This window comes from Populibacterium corticicola, assembly GCF_042683685.1.
GTDB lineage: Bacteria > Actinomycetota > Actinomycetes > Actinomycetales > Cellulomonadaceae > Timonella > Timonella corticicola.
The window spans coordinates 336,247-360,948 of sequence record NZ_JBHUOP010000003.1; the positions used below are offsets into that span (position 1 = coordinate 336,247).

Sequence of the window (24,702 nt, forward strand, 5' to 3'; positions counted from 1 at the left end):
CGCGTACACTCGCACAAATGATTCACAGAGTCTGTCTCACACGAGGCTACGAACCCATCCGCCGAGGTGCTGACGCGCAACATCTGACAGGGCCGTGGTCCAGGCCTCACGCCCATTCCCCCATGGAACGTAGTGGAACCGTTCGCCGCCGGCCTCCAGGAACGCCTCTCGGTTTAGCATGTCGATCTCCTCAAGGGTCTCGAGGCAATCGGACACAAAACCTGGACAGATCACATCAACCCGTTTGATCTCTTTCCTACCCAGGAGATCCATCGTGTCGATTGTGGCTGGCGTCAGCCATTTTGCCGGACCGAATACGGACTGGAAGGTCATCGCGAGACCACCCTCGTCGCCGTCCGCATCAACCACGGGAATCCCGAGGGCCGTCGCGAGGGCCTGAAGCGTCGCCTCGCACTCATGTTTGTATGGATCGCCCGCATCGTGCATTGCCTGAGGGATACCGTGATAGCTCAGGATGACCCTGTCCCCTGCGTCGAAGTCGGGTCGACCAGCCTCTTCCCAATGATCCGTGAGTGCTGAGCTGAGGGCATCGATGTATCCCGCATCGGTCGGGAAGGATCGGATCGTGCGAATCTCGAGTTGATCACGAGATCTGAGGCCCCAGCGATACACCTCGTCAAACACGGTTCCTGCGCTGCACGCTGCGTACTGGGGATAGAGCGGAACGATCAAGACCTGTCGATAGCCCAACTCGTGCAAACGAGTCAGCTCGTCATGGAGAGCAGGCCTTCCGTATCGCATCGCAACAAAGACATCAGCGATACCGTCAAGTTCTCGTGCAACGGCATCACGTTGCTGCTGCGAGTACACCATGAGCGGTGAGCCATTTTCCTGCCACACAGTCGCATACTTGTGCGCCGAGTCTTTTGGGCGAACCCGCAGAACAATTCCCTCAAGGATCGGACGCCACAGGGCGGGATGCATCTCCACCACTCGCCGATCAGAGAGGAATTCCCTCAGGTAACCGCGCAGCGCCGACGCGGTTGGGGCCTCGGGCGTGCCGAGGTTGACCAAGATGACTGCGGGTGGGCGGGTAATCACACATTCTCCTGCGGCTCGAGCATCCAATCTCATCTCACCCTAGTCACCATTTTCCCACCGCGTCTGGGACGTATGGGGTGACAGTCTGTCAGAAAAGCAGACATTCCACCTGCATGAACGCACGATTGGGCGACCCAGCACATACTGGGTCGCCCAATCGTGATCCGCCTCTTGTGATGCCTCGGTGCTGACCTCACCGAATAGGATGCGAGCGGCTACTCGGTGAGGTCTATGCGGCCCGAAGTCCTCGTGACTTCGGGCCGCATAGTCTCTGTGTTTAGTTGCAGGAACCGCCCGCTGCCCATGGGCCCCACGGCGAGGCACCTGGAACATCGGTGTTGGTCCACCACTTGGCGGTGTAAGTTGCGCCGTTGTAGGTAACCGTGTCTCCCCCAACGTAGACCTGTCCACTCACCCAGGCCGGGCACTCGCCTGGATCAACCGGCGTCGTGGGATCTGTTGGGTCCGGATCAACCGGGTTGGTGCCGTTGTCGTCGCAGATCTTGATGACCTTCCACGCGGAATCGCTGTCCGGTGCGGCACCCTGGGTCCACCACTTGGCCTCGTACACTGTGCCCTGGTAGACAGCGCGAGCACCGCCGGTGTAGACACTCGCTGCATTCCACAGCGCTACGCCATCGCAGGTGATGGTGCCTGGGTCAACGGGGTCAGTTGGATCGACTGGGTCGGTGGGGTCAACCGGATCAGTTGGGTCCGTGGGATCGGTAGGATCTGGATCGACAGGGTCGGTCGGTGGTACCCATTCACCGCCGAGGTTGAGGCGATTGGCCATTGCCTGAGCAAACGAGTAGTTGTTGGTCGCGTCCCAGTTGATTGACCAGGTCATAACGCCACCGATCGGGCCGTAGGCGCGTGGTGCGGTGAATCCGCCGACAGGGGTTCCCAGTTCGAGTGCGTCAACGGCCCTCACGACATCGGCATTGGACATGTATCCGCCACCGGCTGCCCGTGGAACGGATGGGAATCCAAGCCCAACCTGGTCTGGACGCAGACCCATCTCGAGTTGGATACACGCGAGTGCTGCCGCAAACTGTGGTGTGCCCTGGGAGTAGATCTTCTGGTCACAGCCCATCATGCCACCAGAGTTGTAGTACTGGACGTTGACGATGGTCAAGATGTCCTTGATCTTCTGCGTCAACTGGTAGTACTGCATCGAGGTCGCCTGGTAGTCGATGGTCTGCGGGGCCATCGCAATGATCAACTCGTTGCCGATACGGTTGTGGAGATCGTGCAGCGCGGTGGACAGCGACTCTGCGTGCACACCGTGTTCGAGGTCTATGTCGATTCCATCAAAGCCGTATTCGGTGATGATGTCGTACGCGGTGTCAGCAAAGTTCTTCGCGTGGGTCGGGGTGTTGATGGTGACATGAGCCTTTTCGCCACCAACCGAGATGATGACCTTGCGTCCCTCGGCCTGGATTGCCTTGATGTCGGCCTTGAACTGGGCCTCGCTGTATCCGCCAAGTTCCTCGGACTCAAGCGTGAAGTCAATCCCGCCGGGAATGGACGGGTGGCTCTCAGCGAATGCAACTGCAACAAGGTTGTATGCACTTGGGATGTCGCTGAGCTTCAACAGGGTTGATCCGTTGTCGAAGTTGTGCCAGTAGCCCGTAAGCCATTGGCGCGTGTTGTTCGTTGTGTTCGAGGTGTCGGCTGCCTGCGCGGCAGGGGCAACACCCATTGCGAGGAGCCCGACGGCTGCTACGGCCGCGAGCGCCCTTTTCTTCCACGATGACCTCATCGTCTCTCCATCCACGTCGCTGTGAATCCATTTGTTAGTCTTGCTAACAAATAAATTGTATAGTTTCGATTATGGGTGAAAAACTGGAGAAACGACCCTCCTACCAATGGATAGCAGTACCCATATTTTAGTGGTCGCCGTCACATTGTTTCACTGCGTTAAACACAAGACACGACCCTCACCAGTACAAACACCAGTCGCAGGAGCGAGGCAAAAATGCAGGACTCGTCGGAAATCTGCACGGACGAGTAGTACCCATCCGGGCGCCCTGTCCCGTACATAAGACTAAAAGGCTCACCACGAGTCATCGTCCGTCTGGCACGATGACGACATGGACTTTCACCTCAGGCCGTTCGCGCCCGCCGATACCGCACAAGTCATAGACCTCTGGAACGCCGCCGGACTCACACGTCCGTGGAACGACCCCGTCATCGATATCGAACGCGCACACACAACGTGGCCTGAAAACTTCCTCGTCGCAACCGACACACCAGTTCATATCGCAGGCACGGTCATGAGCGGCTTCGACGGACACCGCGGATGGTTGTACTACCTCGCCGTAACGCCCGAACACAGGGGCAACGGACTCGGAAGCAAACTCGTCCACGAGGCGGAACGTCGACTTGCGGCGCAGGGCTGCGTAAAAGTGCAACTCATGGTCCGTAGTGACAATGCCGCGGCCCTGGGATTCTACGATGCGCTTGGATATGAGCACTCCGATGTCATAGTGGCAGGTAAGCGCCTGGATGGTTGACGCCATTCGGCCTGAAGGAGACAAACCTATCTTGTGACACGGGTAACAGATGGGGCTACAATTTTGCTGAAACGAAACTAGGTGTCCTTAGCTCCAACCCAGCCATCCATCTGTGCTCGAAGGTTCATGGAGACCATATGATCACGTCTGAATCCGACAGCATCGCACGAGTTGTTTCAACAGGCAGTCTGCCCGGCTGGAACGAGGTGGAATCACTGACCTCAGCAGCCCACGAACGCTATCTCACTCTGGATGATGGCGAAATCGCAGACTACATCCCCGTTTTGGCAGCAGTTGATCCCTCACTTTTTGGCCTCTCAGTTATCGAGGTCAACGGAGCAGCACATGATGCGGGCGACAGCGGCCATCCGTTCTCGATCCAATCCATCTCCAAAGCCTTCGTCTACGCTCTTGTCTGCGAAGAATACGGGCATGCAGGCGTAAAGGAGAGGGTCGGAGTCAACAATACGGGCCTACCGTTCAACTCCGTCATGGCCTTGGAACTCAATGATGGCCATCCCATGAATCCGATGGTGAACGCCGGAGCGATCGCCACCACAGCTTTAATCCCCGGCACGTCCTCCGCGGAACAGTGGGAGGTGATTCGCACGGGCCTGTCGGCATTCGCTGGTCGTCAACTCGTCATGGACGGTGAGGTGTATGCCTCGGAGATGGCCACCAACTTCCGCAATAAGGCCATCGCACGTTTACTTGAGAGTTACGGTCGCATTGACGCCGATCCACTCGAGACAGTGGATATCTACACGAGACAATGCGCGCTGCTGGTCAATGCGCACGACTTGGCGATCATGGGGGCGACACTGGCCGATGGCGGTATAAACCCGATGACAGGACAGCGTGTGGTATCGCCCGAGGTATGCGGAGACACCCTCGCGATGCTCGCGGCGAGTGGCATGTATGAGCGTTCCGGCGAATGGCTGTTTGAAATCGGCATACCTGCCAAGTCCGGAGTGGCCGGAGGCATCGTGGCCATCGCTCCTGGAAAGGGCGCTATCGGCGCATTCTCACCTCGTCTGAACTCTGCTGGAAACAGCGTGCGTGGTCAACGTGCCATCGCTTATCTTTCACGAGGTCTCGGCCTCAATCTATTCGCTTCCAAAGCATCTTCCCGAACGCAAGGATAGTGTGATGACCACTGAGACGGCGATCCCAACGCAGGCGGAACGACGATCATGGGTTCCTATGATCGGTCTGTTCTTGGCGCAGATCCTCATGTCATTCAATGTGGCGGCATTGCCCATATCGATTGGCGGTATGGTTGCCGACTTCGGTGTGGCACCAACCGTGGCCAGCTCCACGATCGTGGTCTACGGTCTTGTCGTGGCAGCCCTCGTCATGACCGGTGCAAAACTCGGACAGCGTATCGGCTGGGTCCTCATCTTCCGCTGCGTCATTGTGGTCTTCGCGGGTTCATCGCTGATGATGATCTTTTCCCAATCTGTTGGCTGGGCCATTGCCGGACAGGCCTTGGCTGGTGCCGCAGCCGCGATCATTGTTCCCTCGCTTGTGGCTCTCATCGCGGAGAACTACAGCGGCGATCAACAGGCAACGGCGATCGGATCGCTCGGTTCAGCACGAGCGCTTTCCGGGATCAGCGCATTTTTGATTGGCGGCACACTCGGAACGCTTGTAGGTTGGCGACCAGTTTTCATGATTGTGTTCGCTATCGCCATTGTGGTTTTCCTCTTCAGTTTCAAACTGCGTTCGGACCACGGCGATTCAAGCGTAAGCATCGATTTCGTGGCATCCATCCTGATTGGCCTTGCCATCATGTCGCTCACACTTGGCTTCAACAATCTGAATGGATGGGGAGCCTTTCTCGCCAGCGTCGGCGCTCCGTTCAACGTCATGGGCGTATCCCCGGCGCCTATCCTCATCCTCATCGGCATTATGTTGGGTCAGGCCTTCTTTTCATGGACTCGGCGTCGGATGCGTGCGGGTAAGGCCCCTCTTGTGGATCTGTCGGTTTTGGGATCGTCTCGTGAGCGCGCGGCAGTCTACGCAATGTTCATTGTCGTTGCACTTGAGGCGGCGTTGAACTTCACTGTTCCTCTGTATATACAGATCGTGCAGGGACGAACGCCCTTCGAAACGTCCTTGGCAATGATGCCTTTCAATTTGACTGTCTTCATCACAGCCACACTCGTGGTGCGCTTCTACAGGCGCTATTCTCCGCGAACGATCGGGGTCGCCGCGTTTACACTCACGACTGCGGCATTGACATGGCTCTCGTTCGTGGTGACCAATAACTGGGAAACCATTCCAACCGTTTTCGGTCTCGTTGTCTTCGGTATCGGACAAGGAGCTCTTGTCACGTTGGTATTCAACGTTCTGGTAACGGCTGCCCCCGCAGAACTGGCGGGCGATGTGGGATCCATCCGCGGCAGTACACAAAACCTGGCCTCAGCGGTGGGCACGGCAGTGGTTGGAGCATTGTTGGTGGCCCTGCTCAGCGTTGGCGTCGGGCGTGCGGTCCTGGAGCATCCGGAACTACCGGAAGAGTTGGTCGCGCAGGTCGACTTGGACGACGTGAACTTTGTGTCAAACGCTGACCTTGAAGAAGTGCTCTTGTCGCAGACAGATGCCACTCCTGAACAGGTGAAACAAGCGGTTCAACTCAACGAGGAACAACGTTTGCAGGCACTCAAACTAGGGTTACTCGTTCTGGCGGGCGTCAGCGCGATAGCCATGGTTCCCGCGTCACGGCTTCCACGCTACAAACCACATGAGATCCCAGCACCGGATCACGAGGTCACAGAGGGATAGTCGGTCAGATCGTCAGGTGCACGAGCATCCGGAACTACCGGTAGTCGCTCGGAACGGATTGCCCGTCAATCACGGCAATCGACTCGGCGTTGTGAATGATGTCGGTGTTCTGCGCGGCGACGACCTGCCAGTCACCAGCAGGGAGCTTCTCGCACACAAAAGTGAAGATCCCACACCGTTCACCTGCCACTGAACCATCTGCGGCCACCTGGCCCGTGATCTTCCACTTGCCGTGTACCACTGCCGCCGAATCGCCGATCCGCCGGGACCGAGACTCGACAAAGCTGAGAGTCGAATCCCCAAAGATCATGTCGAACCCATAGGCATGCGCAACTCGAATCGCCTCACGGTCGTGCCACCACAGGCCAACCACGTTCACGAACTCTGCATCCTGGGCAAACAGGCCCGCGAGTGCCTGCGCATCGCGGTCCGCCCAAGCATGAGCGAACAGGCCAATTATGTCCTCGGGGTTCTTCATGTCTCAACCCTATCGAGTCATGTATGCCTGGTTGCCAACGGCTAACCGTGTCGTGTCCTGCACCTTCTAACTCGACGATTTCCCCGGCAGGGGACCGTGTCGAGCAGCAGCCCCACGGGTCCATACCTATTCACCCTCTTGTGGGAAACCCATCTTCGGCATATTCTGAACTTCATTCACAAATAAGTAAGGAATGCCTAACCTAATAGTCTTGGGTGAAGCCGTCAGGATGAGGAGAGTCATGACAACAGCCGCAGAAACGCGCTCACAACGGCCGGAAGTCGATGCCGCAGCAGCCGCAAAACTTCAGCAAAAGGCCGATGCGCGCGCACTGAAGGACCTCATGAAACCAGTGGCAGCACCTCTCTTGCTGGGGCGCGGCCTGGCCGTGGGTTCGGCGATCCTGGCTGTCGTCCCCTACATCTCACTCGTGAAGATCGGTGCCCTCCTACTTGCTGCTGCGACCGCTGACACGACACTCAACGCCCAGGAGGTCAATCGTTGGATCACGATCCTGATCCTCACGTTCACCCTCCGATTGGTCTTCTATTTCGCCGCACTCCTGATAACCCATCTGGCAGACATCAAGCTCGGACACCTGATCCGAGAGCGAATGGTTCACAGGTTCTCCCGCGTTCCGCTGGTCTGGTTCACATCCACCAACTCCGGTCGGGTGCGCAAGGCGCTACAGGACGACATCGGCACTGTCCACCACCTGATCGCACACCAGCCTGTCGACGGGACGGTGGCGATGGTCATGCCCCTCGCGCTCATGGGATATGCCTTCCTCATCGACTGGCGGCTCGGCCTCCTGGCTATCGCCACGCTGCCGTTCTATGCGGGTGCCATGAGTCTCAGCATGCGCGGGATGGGGGAGAAAACGGTGCAGATGGATCAGAAACTGGGTATCGTCTCTGCCCGCATGGTCGAGTTCGTCACTGGCATCACCGTCGTGAAGGCCTTCGGCCAGGTTGGACGCGCACATCGCGCCTATCAGGAATCCGCAGAGGAGTTCCAAGACTTCTACTATGCGTGGGTGCGCCCTCTAATTCGCGTGAGTTCACTTGGAACATCGCTTCTGGCAGCACCATTGATCCTCATCATCAACCTTGGGGGCGGCACGTTACTGGTACAGCAGGGCATCGTGACAACAGCCGATGTCCTTGCAACATCGCTGATCGCTCTCCTTATCCCGTACGGCTTGGAAGTCATGATGAACTCGGCCTGGTCGTCCCAACTGGCAGGAGCAGCCGCGACCCGCCTCACAGACCTCCTTGAGACACCGACATTGAACGAGGACGCCTCTGAGACCACGCCTGAGGGCCACGATGTCGTGTTCACCGATATCACCTACTCGTACGGCACAACCGAAGACGTCGGGTTCGCCCTCCACGATGTCTCCTTCACCCTCGCAGAGGGGACCATCACGGCGCTGATCGGGCCCTCCGGTTCCGGGAAGTCAACGATCGCGACACTCCTGGCCCGCTTCGACGATCCCCACTCGGGACAGATCACACTGGGCGGCATCCCGCTACGACAGATCGGCAACCTGTACGCGCACGTTGGATTCGTCCTGCAAGATCCTCAACTGCCTTCCATCAGCATCCGCGACAACATCTCCCTCGGTCGGCCCGATGCGACCGACGAGCAAATATACAAGGCAGCTCGTGCCGCTCGTATCTTCGACGAGATAGCAGCCCTACCAAACGGCTTCGACACCATCTACGGAGCAGACACCGGGCTATCGGGAGGCCAAGCCCAACGCATAGCGATCGCACGAGCGATTCTGATGGATGCCCCGGTCCTCATCCTCGACGAGGCAACGGCTCTCACCGACCCAGAGTCGCAGCATCAGATCCAGCAGGCGCTCTCGGAGTTGGTACGCGGCAAGACGGTCCTGCTCATAGCGCACCGCCCAGAGGTCATCAAGGGGGTCGATCACATCGTTCTCGTGGAGAACGGCGCAGTGGTCGCCACGGGAACCCACGATGAACTGTTGACACAGCCCGGCTACGCCCATCTCTGGGATGCCACCACAGCCACTCTCACCCGAGGAGCGAACGCATGAACCTCCCTCTGATCGACATCGTCCCCCGGCTTGGACGCATGATCTCCACACCAGCAAAACTACGTCCAGCGCTCCTGGTGGCCTCACTGTGCGGCCTCATCGAGGGTTTGGCCCTCGCTGCACTTCTCCCCGGTATCAGTTCATTGGCGTCCGGCACCGCGGTCTGGGGTCTGCACACCACGGGATGGCTCTGGGTGTTCGTCCTACTGGCCCTGACCTCGTTTGCCCTGAACTATCTGCAATCGACCGGAACCTATGCGATCGCACTGGACTTCCTGTACTCCATCCACCGCCTCATCGGTGACCAGGTATCCAAACAACCGCTCGGATGGTTTGCCCGCCCTCTGTCCGGACGACTCTCGCGCATGGTCTCAACTGAACTGATGCTGGCCGGCGAGATCTTCGCCCATATGATCGGTCCCCTGATCTCTCGCATAACCTCCGCGGTGGTCATCGTCGTTGCGGCCTGGTTCTGGAACCCACTACTCGGGCTCATTCTGACCCTTTCGGCGCCAGTGTTCATACTCATCACCCTGGCCTCAACACACTTCATGCGTCGAGGCAGCGCCATCCACGAACCAGAGGAGATCAATCTGGCGAATCGGATCGTGGAGTATGCGCAGTGCCAAGGAGCCTTGCGCTCGTGTGGACAAAGCGATGGCTTCGCTCCGCTTGGCAACGCCCTGGAGTCGACTCGGTCAGCACGTGTGCGGGCACAGTGGACCGAGACGATCGGCATGCTGTTGAGCGGGGCAGTGACCCAGGGCGTCATCGTCGCCTTGATCAGTGCCACCGGTTCGCTGGCCGTCTCCGGTACGCTTCAGCCGATACCCGCACTGGCTTTCATGGGCCTTGCACTACGCTTCACCTCAACGCTCTCCGCCATCACCGAAAGTGCGATGGCAGCAGAGTCACGTCGCCCACTCCTGGATTCCATTGATGAGGTACTCACCGCTGAACCGCTTCCTGAGCCCTCTGCTCCATCCGAACTATCTGCTCCTGGAACCGTGGAGTTCCGTAACGTCACCTTCGGCTATGGAACCGCACCCGACCCCGTGCTTCGTGATGTCTCGTTCACGGTGCCATCCGGAAGGATGATTGCCCTGGTCGGCTCGTCCGGTTCGGGCAAGACCACGATTGCTCGTCTAATCAGTCGCTTCTACGACGTTGATTCCGGGACAGTGTTGGTTGGTGGCACTCCAGTGACCGAGCAGACCACGGAACAGTTGATGGGGCAGCTCTCAATGGTCTTCCAAGACGTATATCTGTTTGACGACACCCTCGAGGCGAATGTGGCGGTTGGTCGTCCCGATGCGACGCGTGAGGAGATCAGAACTGCGGCAGCGCTTGCCGGGGTCACCGAGATCGTCAACCGCCTCGCAGATGGTTGGGAGACCCGGGTCGGTGAGGGTGGGCGTGCGCTTTCAGGTGGTGAACGTCAACGTGTGGCGATAGCTCGTGCCCTACTCAAGAAGTCGCCGATCGTGCTGCTCGACGAGGCCACCTCGGCCCTTGATGTGGAGAACGAGGCAAACATTGTCGCAGCGGTCGAGCGACTTCGACAGGAGGCGACGGTCGTCATCATCGCGCACCGTCTCGACACCATCGTGGCTGCCGACCAGATCATCGCGCTCACAGACGATGGTCGCGTCGAGGCACAGGGCACCCACGAGGAACTTCTTGCATCTCACGGGACATACGCCCAGTTCTGGGACCGGCTACGGAGCGCACAGGGGTGGCACCTCACCAACGCGTAATCCGATATTCTGACCCCGTGGGTGATTTGATCAATGCGCCAGGTGAGCGGCATACCTCTGTCCGGCGCATCGTGTCCACAGGTCCCAAGCCAGGGCGTAAAGCCACCTTCACGGCGCATGACGCCGTAGACGCGGCCATCGCGGAGGGGATTGACCGGTTCACCCTGTCCGCTGTCGCCGAACGACTGGGCGTGGTCACGGCTGCGATCTATCGCATCTTCCCGTCACGCGAGGATCTCGCCATCGCATGCTTGGACAGGGCTGGCTCCACGATCAAGACTCCGGAGCCAGACCTACACTGGCGCGATTCCTTACGGCTGTGGGCGAATGAGTGTTGGCGACTGTGCGAGGAGTACCCCGGATTGAATCGAGCCGTTTTCGCTCATCCAGCGGCTACGACGAGGATCGAGAGCGTTGTCGCACGATACGGCGAGAATCTCGTGTCCCAGGGGAAGACCGTACGACAGTCGATGTTTGCACTCGATTTTCTTGGTGACACGGTTTTCGCCTCTCATCTCGGGGTCGAGGCCCTGCGCACGATCCATGAGAATGGCAAGACCGGCCTTGACCTCATGCGCGATGCCGTGGTCAGTGAGGATGCCCTGTTTCAGCCGGAGGAATCGTGGGCTGGCCGCACGATTATGGACACCAAGGTGGAGTTCATTCTCTTGGGGCTTGAACAGCATTGGCCGGAGTTCTAGTTCCGCTATTGGATAGAGCGCACGCGAAAGGGCGGTTCTAGTTGACCGAGACGGCGATCTGATTCTTCCACGGGTCCTCGAACCGTAACGCCACACCGTCATGGCGGGCGGCGATTCGCTTGGATTTCAGCCGATCCTGAAGTGCCTGAACCTCATCATCGTTGGGCACAAGGATGGAGACTTCTCCTAGGCCAAGCGAAGAGGCACGCGGTCCGGCTCCACGCGAGTGCCACGTGTTCATAGCCATATGGTGATGGTATCCACCCGCGGAGACAAAGAGCGCACCCGGCATCTCTGCGGTGGCTTCAAATCCTAGAGTGTCCACATAGAACTCCCGAGCAGCGCGCGTGTCGCCGACCTGAAGGTGCACATGCCCGACCTTTGCCTGCTCCTCCTCTGGTGTGGCCAGAGCTTTATCGGTCACGTGCTTCTGTACAAATGCGTTGGGGTCGAGCCACAGCGAGTCCATCACAACCGTTGATCCATTCCACGCCCATTGGTCACGAGGTCGATCCCAGTACAGTTCTATGCCGTTGCCCTCTGGATCGTTGAGGTAGAAGGCCTCGGAGACGAGGTGATCTGCAGAGCCTGTGTAGAGGGTTCCTGCATTCTGAGCAACGCTGAGTACGACAGCGGCCAATGCTGCCTGCGATTCGAACAGGATTGCCGTGTGGAACAGGCCTGCCTGACGTGATTGTGCAAATGGCAGATCAGGTTCGTGACGCAACACCATGATCGGCGTCGTTCCACGCCCTAACGTCACCACACCCTCGCGTTTGTCATGTGCTGCAGACAGGTGTCCGTCGGAGTTCAGCACACTGAGGCGGATGACCTTTGTGTAGAAATCGACCATGTTGTCGATGTCGCGCACGTACAGCGTGACTGCATCCATATCAAGGTCTTTGGACAGTAGATCCTGCGCGGACAAGACATATCTCTCAGGGGTACGTGGTGCCTGTACCGAATATTCTCGCTGTTCAACGGTATTGCTATTGGTTTTTTCTGGCATGTTGATCCCTCGGTGACGCACTGCGTGATGCGCTGTTACGACACCACTCATCATTTAGTTGACCCTTCAACCATCTCATTCAATAGTTGAAGCGTCAAGTAATTATGATGTCGAGTACTCAGCGGCCCACCTCGATGGGCTGTTTTTGGTCCAGATATACACAAAAGCTAGGGTATCTGGACCATTTTTAGCCCATCGAGTGGTACAGCCCCAAGCCAGCGCCCGCAGGCAAACGGAATGCAGCACCGTACAACAACAGGTGAGACAAGGCCTTGTCGAACACTTACCAAGTGGGTACATTTATTTCGTTCACTACAGGGTTGTAGCGACACCCGCTTCTTCCAAGAAGTTCTCAAAGGAGAGAGATATGGTCCGCCTTAACTCAGTCTCATCCCGTGACATCGTTGCCGCCGGATACGACAAGGAAAAATCAGAGTTGCACATCAAGGACAAGGAAGGCAACATCGTTGTGTTCCACCGTGTCCCGTTCACGGTCTACCAGGATTTCCTTGAGGCAAGACTCAAGGGCCGGTTCGTGAAAAAGCAACTCATCGGCCTGTTCGTGCAAACCGAGAGAGTTGAGGTTCCCGCCTAGTAATCTCGTAGTGAACAATCATCACTACCAGGGAGTCCCATGCCCAGCAGCCTCAATGACCTCGCCACACAGGGTTTGATCGACGCAGGCTGGGCTCACGCACTTGAACCTGCCGGCGACATGATCGCGCAACTCGGCAACCGCCTACGCGCCGAGAACGCAGCCGGGCGTGGATATCTACCTGCGGGGAACAACATCCTGCGGGCGTTTTCGCGACCCTTCGACCAGGTCAAGGTCTTGATTGTGGGACAAGATCCCTACCCCACGCACGGTCATCCAATCGGACTCTCGTTCGCCGTGGACCGTCAGGTGCGTCCGCTGCCCAAGAGTCTGATCAATATCTACCGCGAACTTGAAACCGACCTTGGCATCCCTCCTGCGCAGCATGGTGATCTGTCCTCCTGGAGCGATCAGGGTGTGATGCTGCTGAACAGGGTCTTGACAGTGCAGCCCGGCAAGCCTGCATCCCATCGCGGCTGGGGTTGGGAATCCGTCACAGAACTTGCCATCTCATCGCTGGTGGCACGCAATCAACCGCTCGTCGCTATCCTCTGGGGCCGCGATGCCCGCAATCTGCAGCCCATGCTCGGACGAGTGCCCTCCGTTGCGTCGGCACATCCCTCACCACTGTCTGCGAACAGTGGATTCTTTGGATCCAGACCCTTCTCACGCACAAACGAACTGCTCCAACAGATGGGTGCGGCCCCTGTTGACTGGCGAGTGATCTAACCTAGTTGGCCCGGGCGGATTCGACCAGACCAACCATGCCCACAGCCAAGACCACGAGCACCACAAGCAGGTTCAGCCATTTGTACTGCACCATGATCGCGAGAAACTCCCGGATGATCGCACTCGGTAGATAGTAGAACTTGGTCTTTGCGCCATATACGTGCGTTTTCATGCCGAGCTTGCGGGCAAGCAGCGCGGCCCGGAACACATGATAGTTGTTTGTGATGATAGCCGTGGGGGCGTCCGGGCGTGACATGAGTTCACGGGACATGGTCAGATTGCCGCGAGTATTGATGGCCTTGTCCTCGACGACGACATGTTCGCGAGGGATGTTGTTCGCGTACAGGTATTCAGCCATGCCCACGCCCTCGGGCTTGACCTCATCCTCGCCCTGACCGCCGCTTGGAATGAGGGTGAGCGTGCGGCCCTGAGCCTCAGATTCACGGTACAGGTCGATCGCTCGATCGAGTCGTGAACGCAGCAGGGGCGGAACCTTGCCGTCGATAAGCCTGGCGCCAAGCACGATTCCGTAGTCAGGCGCAATCCGGGTTGGAACGACCGAGTACAGCCATGAGGCCACGAGGTACACAACAAAGGCGACGGCAAAGTAGCCGAGCACCATCGCGACAGAAATCCAGCCCCACCCAAGATAGAGATTCACGTACCCAGAGCCGAATATTCCATTCATGGTCCAGGTCATCGCAACGATGACCAGCCCCACAACAAGCGACAGCAGATTGCCGAGCGTCCGTGCCTCTCGCCGGTACATGACCAACCCGTTGGCAAGCAGCGCAAGGGTCAGTATCGGTAGTGAGAACACGATAGGGAGAATGACGAGGAACACGAAGAGGGCAAAGAAGAGGCTCGAATCAACGCTCAGCCCACCCCACAGGAAAAACACGCCAATGCCCACGAACAGCACCACAACATTGCGCAGCGCCGTACGGTTGCGCAGGAACCCGACTCCCGCGAGGACAAACAGCCCAATCCAGCCGAAGAGAAGAACATTGACCATTGTGGTTCCTGGTGTTTGTGTTGGTTATATTGCCGACGAGCCGGTTACTTCCCAGCCTCAACTCACGGAGGTTCTGTACCGGGCAAGCGCGCATGCCGCGCTTGGGTGCGCAACCTACCACGCAGACTCCGTAACGTGATCATGTGACCAGCCGTATCGTCGCTCATCTCAAGCGATACTAGTCGAGCCATTCACGTGCGGCACTGACCAGAGCGAGCACACCCGTGCTGAGGGTGGGCTCGATGACGGGTGCGAAGTGAGGTGAGTGGTTGGACGGAATATCGCTGGACAGTCCACTTTCATGGGTTACCCCAGCGAACAGCGCAGGATCCCCACCGCCGAGGAACCAGTATACGAGAGGCACCTGCGCAGCGGTCGCGAGAACGCCAACGTCTTCCGATCCTGAGATAACTCCCGCCCCAATGACCCGCTGGGTTCCGAGCACCTCACCGAGTGCTTCGGTGAACCTCTCGGTTGACTCCGGATCGTTGTAGGTCAGCGGGAAGGACTCAGTATTGTGAATCGTGGGTGGCTTTGGTGCGCCGAAGGCCTCCGCCTCTGCGTTGGTGATGCGTTCGATAGCGCCGAGCACGCGTTCTCGCAGGTCTGCATCTAGCGTGCGGATGGAGAGACCAAGTTTCGCCGTGGACGGGATGATGTTGTTTTTGGTGCCTGCGTGTATCTGCCCGACTGTGACAACCGCCTGTTCGGTGAAGGCAATCTCACGGGACACGATCTGTTGCAGCCGCAGTGTGAGCGAGGCGGCCATGAGGACCGGATCGACCGTGGTTTCTGGACGCGACCCATGACCGCCCACGCCGTAAAGCGTGATGTCGATTGAGTCGGCCGCGGCCATCGCAACCCCTGGATGCACGGCTACCATCCCAGCGGGCAGGGGAGCGACATGTTGGCCCAGCACGATGTCGGGCTTCGGCACGATCTCGAACAGACCGTCATCGACCATCGCCTGTGCCCCACCACCGGCCTCCTCAGCGGGTTGAAACACGAGCACAACGGTTCCCGACCATTCATCGGTGGTCTCCGCGAGTTGTTCCGCTGCTCCCAACAGGGCGGTGACGTGCACGTCATGGCCACATGCATGCATGACGGGAACATCGTTTCCATCGCGGTCTATCGCACGGGCTTTGCTCGCGTAGTCGAGTCCGGTTTCCTCGTGAACGGGAAGCCCATCCATGTCGGCGCGTAGCAGCACGACCGGGCCGTCGCCGTTGGCTAGAATCCCGGCGACTCCGGTCTGACCGATTTCGGTGTGCACCTCGTAGCCGAGTTGCTCCAGATGGTCCGCCACGATAGCCGCAGTCCGGTATTCCTGGAACGCAAGCTCAGGGTTTTCGTGCAGGTCGACGTAAATTTCACGCAGATTCAAGGCCATAGTTCATACTGGCATACTTCGAAGAGGTTTGGCGCGACTTCGCGGCAGTTCCCTTCCCGACGAGCCGGTTGCCTCCCAGCCTCGGCTTACGTTTCAACTTGGATCGTGGGTTCAGACAACAGCCTCCGTTAGATCATCGCGTATCTAACACATCACCCTGGTGGAAGAGATCTCTTTGGCTTCACCTTTCTTAAATAATCTACCGCCTACAGGACCCAAGGGCAGGCAAACATCCTGTTCAGAGCATCATGAAAGATAGATTTCTTTCCATCTTTCTTTCTTGATTGAAAGATACACGGAGTGCTTTAACCCGTTTTAAGAAAAGATCCACTTTGATCGAGTCCGACTACCTGCGTTACGAATCGTTCCTGCCTTGCGCATGCTCGGAAGCAGATTCCCTACCTTGCTTGTCTTCTGAGACTGATCAAGGGCAGCACTCAACTGAGGAAGGAGCAACGTATCGATTTCTTCCCTAGAGGCTGACCCAAACTTCTCAAGGTAGTTCTGAACTTGCTTCCTGTAGAAGGCATCGTCTTGCCCGCGCGTCCGAATGTAGTCGGCCTTACTACCTAACGTCTTAACAACTGACGAGGAAACGTGCAGGTTCGGTTTGCGTCCTTCCGCCAACCCGGCTTTTCGTAGTCGGGTAAAGGGAGGAAGCGTTTGCGCTGTTGATCCACCATCCGGTGAATCCCGCTACCCATATGGTCTATGAGGTTGAGTTCTGTCATCGCGGTCACCAAGAACGTGTTCCGATACTTTCGCGGCGTACAATCACCAAGCATGTAGTCGTATGGTGCCTGATCGAAAAAATTTCCTACGCTGATGAACTCAACACGTTCCACAAAAAGGTGGAGCCTCGACTCCGAGGCTCCACCTTTGACTACTTACTTACACCACTGTCCCTTGTGGTAGATCGGATACGGGGTGAGTGGGACTTGGGATTTTGCGATTCCTATGCAAGTGTTTGCAACAACTGCGCTTGTTGCATAAACAGTCAGACCAAAGCACGCAGGCTTCAATACGGCTGCCATTGGAATGCTGGAAACAATAGTGAGGCATAGGCCTGCTCCAGCAGCAATTCGTGATGTCTCGCTCTTGTTAAAGTAGAGTTTGACACTTCGGAAAGTTGTACCTTCAGTCTGGGCATGGGCCATAGGCCTTACTCCTGAAAAACCATCGAGGCCAAGGGCGTCTGCTGCGATTGTTTCTTCAAACTTTTGAAGTATTTCTTCAAACTCTTCAAGGTTGACTTCTCTGTCAATGCCTGTGATGTCAGTAACCACAAATGTGCCACTTGTGTCATCTTCGATCTGTGTGGATGCCGTAGCGCTTTGGACGGTGAATGACAGTGTAAGGATTGTCACGAGTGCGATGGTGATGGTTTTTCGCGCTCTACTAATCATGCTCTTCCAATCACTTGAAAATGTGTAACTGCAGGTCATCGATGACCTCGATAAACACTTTCACACATAGTGAGAAAAGTCAATGAGGAATACTTAGCTTATTGAAAAAGGCTAATTAGCAAGAGCGCCCCAGCGACAATCGTTAAGACTATTCTGATCGCAGACAAAGTTGTGATGATCTTCGTGCGATCACGTGGCTCAGTCGAGGTAAGTGTCTGTAGTGCGAAGACAACCCCTAAGAGAGCAAAAGACAATGCCATAATCCGGTCGTTGCTCCACGTAATGACGGCTGAAGCGATGAAAAGAGCCATAGCGAGGAATAAAGTTGCTGCGCGCAGATCGATTTTTTTGAACATGATTCATCCAGAACGTGAGTGCCACTTGTTTAAGGTCAACGTGCGGCCAAGGAGCAGGTGCCGTGGGTTGTAACCATATCGCGTTTTCGGCGCGGGCGTATGGATATAGAGTGCAAATACTTCGATGGAGGGATCTCATCTACTGTTCCCCACCGCTGTTTAGCAATTAAGGGAGCCTGCTGCTACAGGTGTTGGAGAAGCCATGTTCTCCAGCCTCTCACTCAACTCGCAGTGCCACCGTGTCGCTTGTGATGTTGTGTCCACGAAGAGTCGATTACCGACTTACCTTTCGTCGTGGTTCTCATAGGTGCGGAGCAGTTTGCGCAAGATGCCGTCAAAGGCGACTCGTTCTTCTGGGGTCAGTACCCCAAGGAGTTCCGCTTCGCGGGTGACGTGTTGTTCCACGAGTGTGTCTATGCAGCGTAGCCCCTCCTCTGAGAGGGAGATGTACGAACTACGTCGGTCGGTCTCATGGGGCGCGCGGATGACAAGTCCACGCGTTATGAGCCTGTCGATGCGTTTTGTCATGCCACCGCGCGTGGTGAGGAGGATGTCCGCGAGTTCAGAGGGCATCATGCGGTGGTTGGCACCGTTTCTGCGTAGGCTCGCAAGCACGTCGAAGTCGCCTCGGTCCAATCCGACCTCGCCGAAAGTTTGGTCGACAAGTTGCCCTCCGTAGAGACCAAGTCGTGCGAATCGTGCCAGGGTTCCCATCGCTGAGAAGTCGAGGTCCGGGCGTTGCGCGGCCCACTGTGTCACCGCTCGATCGGCGAAATCTGGGGAATCATCCGTCGTGTTGGTGGAGGTGCCTCGGCGAGGAGCTTTGTGTTCTGCATCCCTTGTTGCATCGAAAACCATGTGTATATAGTTACCACGGAAACTATTTCTTTGGAAACTAGATAGGTGCATGGATGACAATCAAGACCACAGCACAGGCAATCATCAATGCTTCCCCTGACGTTGCATGGACGATACTGGCTGACTATGCGAACGATCCGCTATGGCGGGAAAACGTACTCAAGATGGAACAAAGCCCCTCGGGTCCAGTGTTTGATGGGGCACAGGCGATCGAGGAACTACGGGTCCTTGGCAGGAGCATCACCACTCACATCGAAGTCAGCGATGTTCGGCCACTCACGGGGTTCTCGTGGCGGGCAGTTGACGGCACGAAGGCACACGGCATCCGCACGCTGGAAGAACTCCCTGATGGCAAGTGTCTATTCAAAACTGAACGCCAGATAACCCTGCAAGGTGTGGAAAGGCTGCTTGAACCACTTGTTGGCTGGCTCATGAACCGCACTGAACGCAAGGACGTTCTGCGAGCTGCTATCCTCGTTGAACGACGCTCACACCAGTAAGGCTTTGCATATGGATATTCCATCAATCCAGTGATCACCTAGGGCGCGATGTTGAAGTTGTCGTTGAACAGGTTTCCTGGGTCCCATTCGCGTTTGAGCGCAACGAGCCGCTCCCACTTCTCCGCGCTGAACACGCCTTGGATGCGTTCGGGGTTGGTGTCCGTGTCGAGGTTCAGGTAATACCCGGTGAAGTGTCGGGACAGCCCAGACCACGCGGCTTCAAGTCGTGCCCGGTTGTTGCCGAGCGCAACCACGTGGAAGGTGTTGCCTCGCCCGGAGTATGCGGTTGCGTCCTCGGGCACTGCGCCTGCGGCTCCTCCTGTAGTTCGGATCTGGAAGAATCCGGTCAGTCCGCCGTGGATGAGTCCAGCCAGATCGTGGGCTGCTTCGCGCGTGATGTGGGGGAGTGCACCGGCTCGGCTGAGTGGTTCGCCGTGTCCGTGTTGCGCTCCGGTTGCCGGCTCACCGATAGCGCTGGCATAGGTGGTCAGGTACACCTGCTGGTTCACGAGTTGTCCGAGGTCGGCGAACGGTTGGAGTCGCGCCAGGATCGTGTCTCGGTCCGCGCTGTTCACTACGCCGTAGAGTTGCACAACGCTGGGTTGGCCCCGTCGTGCGGCACCGGTGAGTAGGAACAGTGTGGTGTCGTTGGGTGTCGCCTCGACAACCTGGCCGTACTCGTACAGGAATGATGTGAGGTCGTCGGTGCGGATGGCGAGTTGTACGTGCGCTATGAGCCCGGTCTTTTGGACCCGGAACTCAAAGGACGTCACCACGCCAAAGTTCGGTCCAGCACCGCGCATGCCCCAGAACAGTTCGGGGTTCTCGGTGCGGCTGGCCCTCACGACGTCGCCGGAGGCGGTCACTATGTCGAGCGCTTCGATGTAGTCGATGGTCAGTCCGTGTTCTTTGGCAAAGAACCCGATTCCACCAACGGTTGCCAGTCCTCCGACGCCCACCGTACCGGAGTCTCCCGAACTGATCGCCAGTCCGTACGGTTCGAGTGCACGCGCCACCTCGGCCCACTGAGCGCCGGGTCCCACGCGCACGAGGCCCGCTTCTGGGTCCAGCACGGTCACGTCTCGTAGTCCGCGCAGCGACAGCACGATTCCGGCGTTGTTGGTGGACCGGCCAGAGAATCCGTGCCCTCCCGAGCGCACCGCGAACGGCACGTTTTGGCTGGCGGCCCAGGTCACGGCGTCACGTACGTCCTGGATGTCTCGGGCCAGCAGAACAACGCCCGGGTTTCCGCCGCGCAGGTACGTGTTGCGGTGGTGGGCATGGTGAGGGTCGCCCGGCTCGATCGCAATCTGTTGGAGCCGAGCCGGCATGGAGTCATAGTCGATGGTTCCCACGCGCCGTGCGCGCACGCCCGCATTGCGCATGACCCCGACTCTGGTTCCGGCTTCCGCCCGCACCTGCGCGAGGTCGTCCGCGACTGCTGGAGCCAAGTCTGTTGCGATCCAGGTCAGAAGATCCGAGTCGGTGGTTTCAAACAGCATCTCCGCGAATCCGGCATCCGCGAGCGCCAGGACGGATGCCTGCGCAGCATCGAGGTCCTGTGTGTTAAGTCCGGGAAGGTCTTCCTGCTTGACGACGATCTGGCGGCGGATTTCCCTCGGGTCACGTCCCGTTGCGATGGCGTGGGTGTCGACCTCGCGGGCGAGGTCGTTGAGCGCGTTCACCGTAGACGCAAACTCTGCGTTGGTTGCGGTGAGGTCGGCGTACTGGACCACCCACCCGTCAGCGAGTTGCCCGGCGGCTCGTAGGGAGTCGTCGGAAATCCCGGTGACCCATAGGGGAATCCGGTGTGCCGGCGCGGGACCGCGTTGCGCTGCGGGGATGCTGTAGTGCCTGCCGTGGAATGTGAGTGGGTTTTCGGTGCCACTGTCCCAGATGGCGCTCAGGACGGTAGCGAGTTCCTCCAGTTGTGTTCCGCCAAACTGGGGGAGTGTGAGTTCAGTGCGGGCACCGGACAGGAGGTCTAGGCTTGCTGCTGAACGGGCGATGACCACGGGGTTCACTCCCGATTGTGGCGCAGTGCGCAGCATGATCGAACCTGTGCGGGCCGCTAGTTGGCTGGCCAGCGTCCAGTGTTCGAGGTGTGCGTCCTCGCCGATTTCACTGCCGTCAATGGAGCCGCTACCAATGGAGAGATAGTTCAGCCCGAGTCTTTCTGCGAGCGCAGTTGTTTCTATCGCTTGACGGGTGGGGTCGCTCAGGTGAGCGCCGAAGGTGAGGGGGTGGCCGTAGTCCATGTTTTTCTCGTGTGCTTTTCGTGTGATGGCGCTCGTGGAACGGGGTTATGGGAGGGCTTAATTGCTGGCGCGGTCGTTTCCCACGATCTCGCGTACGCGCGGCGCGATTTCCTGTCCGAACAGGTCGATGAAGTCGCCTGAATCGGAGGCGAGGATAAAGGTTGAGGTGCCGTACGTGCGGGTCAGGAAGGCTAGATCCTGCGCCCACTTTTCCGGGCTTCCCGCTAGGAACTCCGAGGTGTCCGTGGGCAGGAGCTTCCCCGCGACATTGAGCATGCGGCGAATCTCGTGTGGCTCGCGGCCAGCATCGTGTGCCGCTTGATCGATGATCTGGTTCATGCCCGCAAGGTCCTCGTGGGAGGCCAGGTACATGAGCGAGGGCAGCCAGCCGTCTGCCTTGCGTCCGATGAGTCTGAGCATGCGGGGTTTGAGCGCACCTAGCCAGAACTCCACCCTGTGTGCCGGCGCGGGACCGCGTTTTGCACCATCGAGCTGGTAGTACTCACCGGTGAAGGTCAGGCGTTCGCGCTTATCGGTGTCCCACAGTTCCCGGATGAGGTCGATTGCCTCGTCGAGGGCCTCAACGCTCTGTCCCGCCGTGAGCCGGTCAACGCCCATCGCAACCATGGGGTCCCAGAACGCTCCAGCGCCCAAGCCCAATTCGAAGCGTCCATCACTCAACAGATCGAGTGAAGCGGTCGCCCGGGCCAGAACCGCCGGTGGGCGCAACGGCAGGTTGAGGACGTTGCCCGACAACTTGATCTTTTCCGTACGTGCAGCCACAAAACTGAGCAGCGTCCATGTGTCGAGGAACGATGGTTGGTAGGGGTGGTCTTGGAACGTCACCAGGTCAAGACCTGCCTGCTCGCTACGGACGGCAAGGTCGACACCGTGCATCGGGTCGGCGTTGGTGGGCGTGATGAACGTTCCGAACTGAAGTTCCTGGCCGTAGTCGGTCATGTGCTCTTCTTTCTGACGCTGGTTTCCCTCACGAAAACTACTGGGGGAGGTGTTGTATTCCACGCAATCCACAGGGGGATATCCCCGTGTGGATGAGCCCTCGCTCCCAAACATGGCTACGCTGAGAGACATGAAGATCACCGTCACCGGATCAGCCGAATCCCGTCACGCACCCAGCCGTGCCACCCTACCCATAGTGGTCACCGCGGAAGCACCCAACGCACGCACCGCCACACAGTGGGCCGAACAGACCAGCCACGCCGTATCGTCGGCAATCGCACAGCACGAAACTGCCGGAGCGGTCGAGAACTGGACCCGCAACCCACTCACGCTATCCTCCCACCGGCCCTGGACCAACGACGGCACCCCCGGTGCACCGCTCTACACGGCGCATGTTGCCTATCGAATAACCTTCACCGATTTCACGGCCCTCGCGAGCCTGCTCGAGGCGGTTGCTGGAACCGAGCATGTGCAACTACAGGACGTGGCGTGGGAGTTGTCCGAGCCGGAACTGCAGGAAGCCACCGATGCCGTACGCGTCAAGGCAGTCAAGAACGCATACGACAAGGCCCTCACCTACGCGGGGGCTGCCGGAATCGAATCCATCGCCTACGAGGAAATCGCGGACATTGGACTCATGTCCGATTCGGGTGCGGGATTCGAGGGCAAGATGCTCATGCGCAGTGCCGCACCCATTCACAGCGATGCGGCATTCGAGGCTCGACCTGAAGATGTCGTGGTCGGCGCTTCGGTGAACGTGCGGTTCGCAGCGAAGTAGCGGGAACGCTGGCTATGGGACGGCCCAAGTAGACAGTCGCACCTCGCCCGCACTGCCTGCTAGGCGGGGTAGTAACGCGACCCGAACAGGGCACTGCCCACGCGGACCACGGTCGAGCCCTCTTCGATAGCGATCTCATAGTCCCCGGACATACCCATCGACAGTTCGGTGAATAGCTCTGGATGTTCGACGGTCTGCTGCGCCTGATCCCGAATGTCACGCAGGTCCCGGAAGCAGTTGCGGACCTGCTGCTCATCGGTGGTGTGGCTGGCGATCGTCATGAACCCACGCACCCGCAGGGCGTCACAGTGTTTGAGCTCGCCCAGCAGCACTTCAACCTCGCTGGGCTCCACACCGGACTTAGTGGCCTCACCAGACACGTTGACCTGAACCAACACATCGAGCGACCTGCCAAGTTGCTGAAGTCTCCGGTCAAGCGCAGCCGCTATCCGAGCCGAGTCGAGGCCCTGGAACTCATGCGCGAACTCGGCCACCTGCTTGGCTTTGTTGGTTTGCAGGTGGCCGATCATGACCCAGCGTGCGTCAAGATCAGCCAGATCATGCGCCTTGGCGTGTGCCTCCTGCACCTTGTTCTCCGCGAACTGGTTTAGTCCGGCCACGTGCGCATTGCGCACCCGATCATGTGAGACGGTCTTCGACACTGCGAGCAGGCGCACACCCTCTGAGTTGCGGCCTGCGCGCTGCGCCGCGCGTGCAATGTTTTGCTGCACCACCTGCCGATTGAGCGTGAAGTCCGCAACGGTTATCGCAGGCTCATATTGCCGACGATAGACGCGCCCACCGGCATCATCACTGTTTGATGAAGTGGTGCGGGTGGGAAATAACTCGTTAGACACTGACCTAGTCCTTGGGTAATGCTCCTTAGTCGTGGAGACGCTTTCTCAAGGGTACTGCCGCACTATACGATGCAGCGGGCACGTTCACACGCTGACTACTGCATGCTGTACCTGGCACGATCAGGCGATGGACTGCTTCGCTGGTTCCTCACCGTGTGCGTGAGCGAGTTGTCGGTCGAGTTCTTCAAGGATCGCGCGAGCATCCTCAACATCCCACTGAGTTCCTTGAAGTTCGAACTCAAACAGCATCGGTCGACCGGATATGTTCGCGATCTGACGTGCGGCAGCCTGGTAATGCGCACCGAAGTTTCGGTTTCCAGATCCCATGATCCCGACCATCTTGCGGCGCACGGCTGGATCTCTCAAGAATCGTTTAACCGGCTCCGGGACGGTGTCGTTGTCAGCATTCCCAGTCTTGTACGACGGTGTCAGTAACACCCAAGGGCCATCCGGTACCGATGTGCGCACGGCACGATCAGTCAGATCAAAGACGGGGCGTTTCAGTGCGAGAGCGAACTGTCGTGCCATTCCAGACTTTGACGAATAGAAGTAGATCGGAGTTTGACGCATGACCTTTTCCCGTACGGACGTTGTCCCTCCAGCCTATGCCATGTTGGAC

The 24,702-nt window shown here is 58.2% G+C and carries 22 protein-coding genes and 1 pseudogene; 10 read left to right on the forward strand and 13 right to left on the reverse strand.

All coding sequences use genetic code 11. The features are described from left to right. Positions 1 to 36: 36 nt before the first annotated feature. Both hemH and ACFSYH_RS08410 read right to left on the reverse strand, forming a co-directional pair. Positions 37 to 1,062, reverse strand: coding sequence for a ferrochelatase (gene hemH / locus ACFSYH_RS08405; protein ID WP_377466447.1), 1,026 nt, complete (start codon positions 1,060 to 1,062; stop codon positions 37 to 39). A gap of 277 nt (positions 1,063 to 1,339) precedes the next feature. Next, positions 1,340 to 2,824 carry a carbohydrate-binding protein gene (locus ACFSYH_RS08410; RefSeq protein WP_377466448.1) on the reverse strand — a complete coding sequence of 495 codons (1,485 nt, stop codon included), beginning with the start codon at positions 2,822 to 2,824 and terminating at the stop codon, positions 1,340 to 1,342. 331 nt (positions 2,825 to 3,155) lie between these two features. Here ACFSYH_RS08410 and ACFSYH_RS08415 point away from each other — a divergent pair, with 331 nt between their 5' ends. The 3 genes from ACFSYH_RS08415 to ACFSYH_RS08425 all read left to right on the forward strand — a co-directional run bounded on the left by ACFSYH_RS08415 (position 3,156) and on the right by ACFSYH_RS08425 (position 6,365). Continuing rightward, positions 3,156 to 3,578 carry a GNAT family acetyltransferase gene (locus tag ACFSYH_RS08415; protein ID WP_377466449.1) on the forward strand — a complete coding sequence of 141 codons (423 nt, stop codon included), beginning with the start codon at positions 3,156 to 3,158 and terminating at the stop codon, positions 3,576 to 3,578. 137 nt (positions 3,579 to 3,715) lie between these two features. After that, positions 3,716 to 4,723 (forward strand): glutaminase A, encoded by a 1,008-nt coding sequence (glsA, locus tag ACFSYH_RS08420; protein ID WP_377466450.1) that lies wholly within the window; start codon positions 3,716 to 3,718, stop codon positions 4,721 to 4,723. Between the two features lie 4 nt (positions 4,724 to 4,727). Beyond that, positions 4,728 to 6,365, forward strand: a complete 1,638-nt coding sequence (locus ACFSYH_RS08425; RefSeq protein ID WP_377466451.1) for an MFS transporter — start codon at positions 4,728 to 4,730, stop codon at positions 6,363 to 6,365. Between the two features lie 34 nt (positions 6,366 to 6,399). On the opposite strand, the gene ACFSYH_RS08430 is transcribed toward ACFSYH_RS08425, so the two are convergent. Then, on the reverse strand, positions 6,400 to 6,843 hold the full coding sequence (locus ACFSYH_RS08430) for a YybH family protein (protein WP_377466453.1): 444 nt from the start codon (positions 6,841 to 6,843) through the stop codon (positions 6,400 to 6,402). A 241-nt stretch (positions 6,844 to 7,084) separates the two neighbouring features. Between ACFSYH_RS08430 and ACFSYH_RS08435 the strand changes: the two genes are divergently transcribed. From ACFSYH_RS08435 to ACFSYH_RS08445, 3 genes are read left to right on the forward strand one after another with little or no spacing between them, the layout of a single operon-like run. Further along, positions 7,085 to 8,911, forward strand: a complete 1,827-nt coding sequence (locus ACFSYH_RS08435) for an ABC transporter ATP-binding protein (protein WP_377466455.1) — start codon at positions 7,085 to 7,087, stop codon at positions 8,909 to 8,911. Continuing rightward, positions 8,908 to 10,668: an ABC transporter ATP-binding protein gene (locus ACFSYH_RS08440; protein ID WP_377466456.1), complete on the forward strand. Its 1,761-nt coding sequence runs from the start codon at positions 8,908 to 8,910 to the stop codon at positions 10,666 to 10,668. Before ACFSYH_RS08435 ends, ACFSYH_RS08440 begins: the two co-directional genes overlap by 4 nt. 17 nt (positions 10,669 to 10,685) lie before the next feature. After that, entirely contained in the window at positions 10,686 to 11,369 is a 684-nt protein-coding gene (locus ACFSYH_RS08445) for a TetR/AcrR family transcriptional regulator (RefSeq protein ID WP_377466457.1), read from the forward strand. Between the two features lie 37 nt (positions 11,370 to 11,406). Here ACFSYH_RS08445 and ACFSYH_RS08450 read toward each other — a convergent pair whose 3' ends face one another. Next, positions 11,407 to 12,378 (reverse strand): VOC family protein, encoded by a 972-nt coding sequence (locus ACFSYH_RS08450; RefSeq protein WP_377466458.1) that lies wholly within the window; start codon positions 12,376 to 12,378, stop codon positions 11,407 to 11,409. A gap of 367 nt (positions 12,379 to 12,745) precedes the next feature. On the opposite strand from ACFSYH_RS08450, the gene ACFSYH_RS08455 reads away from it, so the two are divergent. Beyond that, complete coding sequence (locus ACFSYH_RS08455; protein ID WP_377466459.1) at positions 12,746 to 12,973, forward strand: KTSC domain-containing protein; 228 nt, start codon at positions 12,746 to 12,748, stop codon at positions 12,971 to 12,973. Positions 12,974 to 13,012: 39 nt separating this feature from the next. Beyond that, positions 13,013 to 13,702 (forward strand): uracil-DNA glycosylase, encoded by a 690-nt coding sequence (locus tag ACFSYH_RS08460; protein WP_377466460.1) that lies wholly within the window; start codon positions 13,013 to 13,015, stop codon positions 13,700 to 13,702. 1 nt (position 13,703) lies between these two features. Here the strand turns inward: ACFSYH_RS08460 and ACFSYH_RS08465 are convergent, their stop codons facing one another. The 5 genes and pseudogenes from ACFSYH_RS08465 to ACFSYH_RS08485 form a co-directional block, all read right to left on the reverse strand. After that, positions 13,704 to 14,717, reverse strand: coding sequence for an ElyC/SanA/YdcF family protein (locus ACFSYH_RS08465; protein ID WP_377466461.1), 1,014 nt, complete (start codon positions 14,715 to 14,717; stop codon positions 13,704 to 13,706). A gap of 178 nt (positions 14,718 to 14,895) precedes the next feature. Further along, positions 14,896 to 16,110 (reverse strand): amidohydrolase, encoded by a 1,215-nt coding sequence (locus tag ACFSYH_RS08470; protein WP_377466462.1) that lies wholly within the window; start codon positions 16,108 to 16,110, stop codon positions 14,896 to 14,898. Between the two features lie 569 nt (positions 16,111 to 16,679). Next, a pseudogene (locus ACFSYH_RS08475) lies at positions 16,680 to 16,961 on the reverse strand (ATP-binding protein); the annotation flags it as partial. A 36-nt stretch (positions 16,962 to 16,997) separates the two neighbouring features. Then, positions 16,998 to 17,516 (reverse strand): hypothetical protein, encoded by a 519-nt coding sequence (locus ACFSYH_RS08480; protein WP_377466463.1) that lies wholly within the window; start codon positions 17,514 to 17,516, stop codon positions 16,998 to 17,000. 638 nt (positions 17,517 to 18,154) lie between these two features. Then, positions 18,155 to 18,730 (reverse strand): MarR family winged helix-turn-helix transcriptional regulator, encoded by a 576-nt coding sequence (locus tag ACFSYH_RS08485; protein ID WP_377466464.1) that lies wholly within the window; start codon positions 18,728 to 18,730, stop codon positions 18,155 to 18,157. Positions 18,731 to 18,783: 53 nt separating this feature from the next. Here ACFSYH_RS08485 and ACFSYH_RS08490 point away from each other — a divergent pair, with 53 nt between their 5' ends. Beyond that, positions 18,784 to 19,230 (forward strand): SRPBCC family protein, encoded by a 447-nt coding sequence (locus tag ACFSYH_RS08490; protein ID WP_377466466.1) that lies wholly within the window; start codon positions 18,784 to 18,786, stop codon positions 19,228 to 19,230. A gap of 38 nt (positions 19,231 to 19,268) precedes the next feature. Here the strand turns inward: ACFSYH_RS08490 and ACFSYH_RS08495 are convergent, their stop codons facing one another. Both ACFSYH_RS08495 and ACFSYH_RS08500 read right to left on the reverse strand, forming a co-directional pair. After that, on the reverse strand, positions 19,269 to 21,488 hold the full coding sequence (locus ACFSYH_RS08495) for an LLM class flavin-dependent oxidoreductase (RefSeq protein ID WP_377466467.1): 2,220 nt from the start codon (positions 21,486 to 21,488) through the stop codon (positions 19,269 to 19,271). Positions 21,489 to 21,545: 57 nt separating this feature from the next. Next, complete coding sequence (locus ACFSYH_RS08500; RefSeq protein WP_377466468.1) at positions 21,546 to 22,448, reverse strand: LLM class flavin-dependent oxidoreductase; 903 nt, start codon at positions 22,446 to 22,448, stop codon at positions 21,546 to 21,548. Positions 22,449 to 22,578: 130 nt separating this feature from the next. Between ACFSYH_RS08500 and ACFSYH_RS08505 the strand changes: the two genes are divergently transcribed. Next, on the forward strand, positions 22,579 to 23,226 hold the full coding sequence (locus ACFSYH_RS08505) for an SIMPL domain-containing protein (RefSeq protein ID WP_377466469.1): 648 nt from the start codon (positions 22,579 to 22,581) through the stop codon (positions 23,224 to 23,226). Between the two features lie 59 nt (positions 23,227 to 23,285). On the opposite strand, the gene ACFSYH_RS08510 is transcribed toward ACFSYH_RS08505, so the two are convergent. Beyond that, positions 23,286 to 24,083, reverse strand: a complete 798-nt coding sequence (locus tag ACFSYH_RS08510) for a YggS family pyridoxal phosphate-dependent enzyme (protein ID WP_377466470.1) — start codon at positions 24,081 to 24,083, stop codon at positions 23,286 to 23,288. A gap of 120 nt (positions 24,084 to 24,203) precedes the next feature. Then, positions 24,204 to 24,653, reverse strand: coding sequence for a ribonucleotide reductase stimulatory protein (locus ACFSYH_RS08515; RefSeq protein ID WP_377466472.1), 450 nt, complete (start codon positions 24,651 to 24,653; stop codon positions 24,204 to 24,206). Positions 24,654 to 24,702: the final 49 nt, after the last annotated feature.

What these genes read in the sequence shown, in the direction of transcription:
- ACFSYH_RS08505 (WP_377466469.1), top strand. Translation starts at nt 22,579, where the DNA reads ATGAAGATCACCGTCACCGGATCAGCCGAATCCCGTCACGCACCCAGC.
- ACFSYH_RS08425 (WP_377466451.1), top strand. Translation starts at nt 4,728, where the DNA reads ATGACCACTGAGACGGCGATCCCAACGCAGGCGGAACGACGATCATGG.
- ACFSYH_RS08515 (WP_377466472.1), bottom strand. Translation starts at nt 24,653, where the DNA reads ATGCGTCAAACTCCGATCTACTTCTATTCGTCAAAGTCTGGAATGGCA.
- ACFSYH_RS08440 (WP_377466456.1), top strand. Translation starts at nt 8,908, where the DNA reads ATGAACCTCCCTCTGATCGACATCGTCCCCCGGCTTGGACGCATGATC.
- ACFSYH_RS08490 (WP_377466466.1), top strand. Translation starts at nt 18,784, where the DNA reads ATGACAATCAAGACCACAGCACAGGCAATCATCAATGCTTCCCCTGAC.
- glsA (WP_377466450.1), top strand. Translation starts at nt 3,716, where the DNA reads ATGATCACGTCTGAATCCGACAGCATCGCACGAGTTGTTTCAACAGGC.
- ACFSYH_RS08410 (WP_377466448.1), bottom strand. Translation starts at nt 2,824, where the DNA reads ATGAGGTCATCGTGGAAGAAAAGGGCGCTCGCGGCCGTAGCAGCCGTC.
- ACFSYH_RS08435 (WP_377466455.1), top strand. Translation starts at nt 7,085, where the DNA reads ATGACAACAGCCGCAGAAACGCGCTCACAACGGCCGGAAGTCGATGCC.
- ACFSYH_RS08485 (WP_377466464.1), bottom strand. Translation starts at nt 18,730, where the DNA reads ATGGTTTTCGATGCAACAAGGGATGCAGAACACAAAGCTCCTCGCCGA.
- ACFSYH_RS08450 (WP_377466458.1), bottom strand. Translation starts at nt 12,378, where the DNA reads ATGCCAGAAAAAACCAATAGCAATACCGTTGAACAGCGAGAATATTCG.
- ACFSYH_RS08415 (WP_377466449.1), top strand. Translation starts at nt 3,156, where the DNA reads ATGGACTTTCACCTCAGGCCGTTCGCGCCCGCCGATACCGCACAAGTC.
- ACFSYH_RS08430 (WP_377466453.1), bottom strand. Translation starts at nt 6,843, where the DNA reads ATGAAGAACCCCGAGGACATAATTGGCCTGTTCGCTCATGCTTGGGCG.
- ACFSYH_RS08495 (WP_377466467.1), bottom strand. Translation starts at nt 21,488, where the DNA reads ATGGACTACGGCCACCCCCTCACCTTCGGCGCTCACCTGAGCGACCCC.
- ACFSYH_RS08465 (WP_377466461.1), bottom strand. Translation starts at nt 14,717, where the DNA reads ATGGTCAATGTTCTTCTCTTCGGCTGGATTGGGCTGTTTGTCCTCGCG.
- ACFSYH_RS08500 (WP_377466468.1), bottom strand. Translation starts at nt 22,448, where the DNA reads ATGACCGACTACGGCCAGGAACTTCAGTTCGGAACGTTCATCACGCCC.
- ACFSYH_RS08455 (WP_377466459.1), top strand. Translation starts at nt 12,746, where the DNA reads ATGGTCCGCCTTAACTCAGTCTCATCCCGTGACATCGTTGCCGCCGGA.
- ACFSYH_RS08470 (WP_377466462.1), bottom strand. Translation starts at nt 16,110, where the DNA reads ATGGCCTTGAATCTGCGTGAAATTTACGTCGACCTGCACGAAAACCCT.
- ACFSYH_RS08480 (WP_377466463.1), bottom strand. Translation starts at nt 17,516, where the DNA reads ATGATTAGTAGAGCGCGAAAAACCATCACCATCGCACTCGTGACAATC.
- ACFSYH_RS08460 (WP_377466460.1), top strand. Translation starts at nt 13,013, where the DNA reads ATGCCCAGCAGCCTCAATGACCTCGCCACACAGGGTTTGATCGACGCA.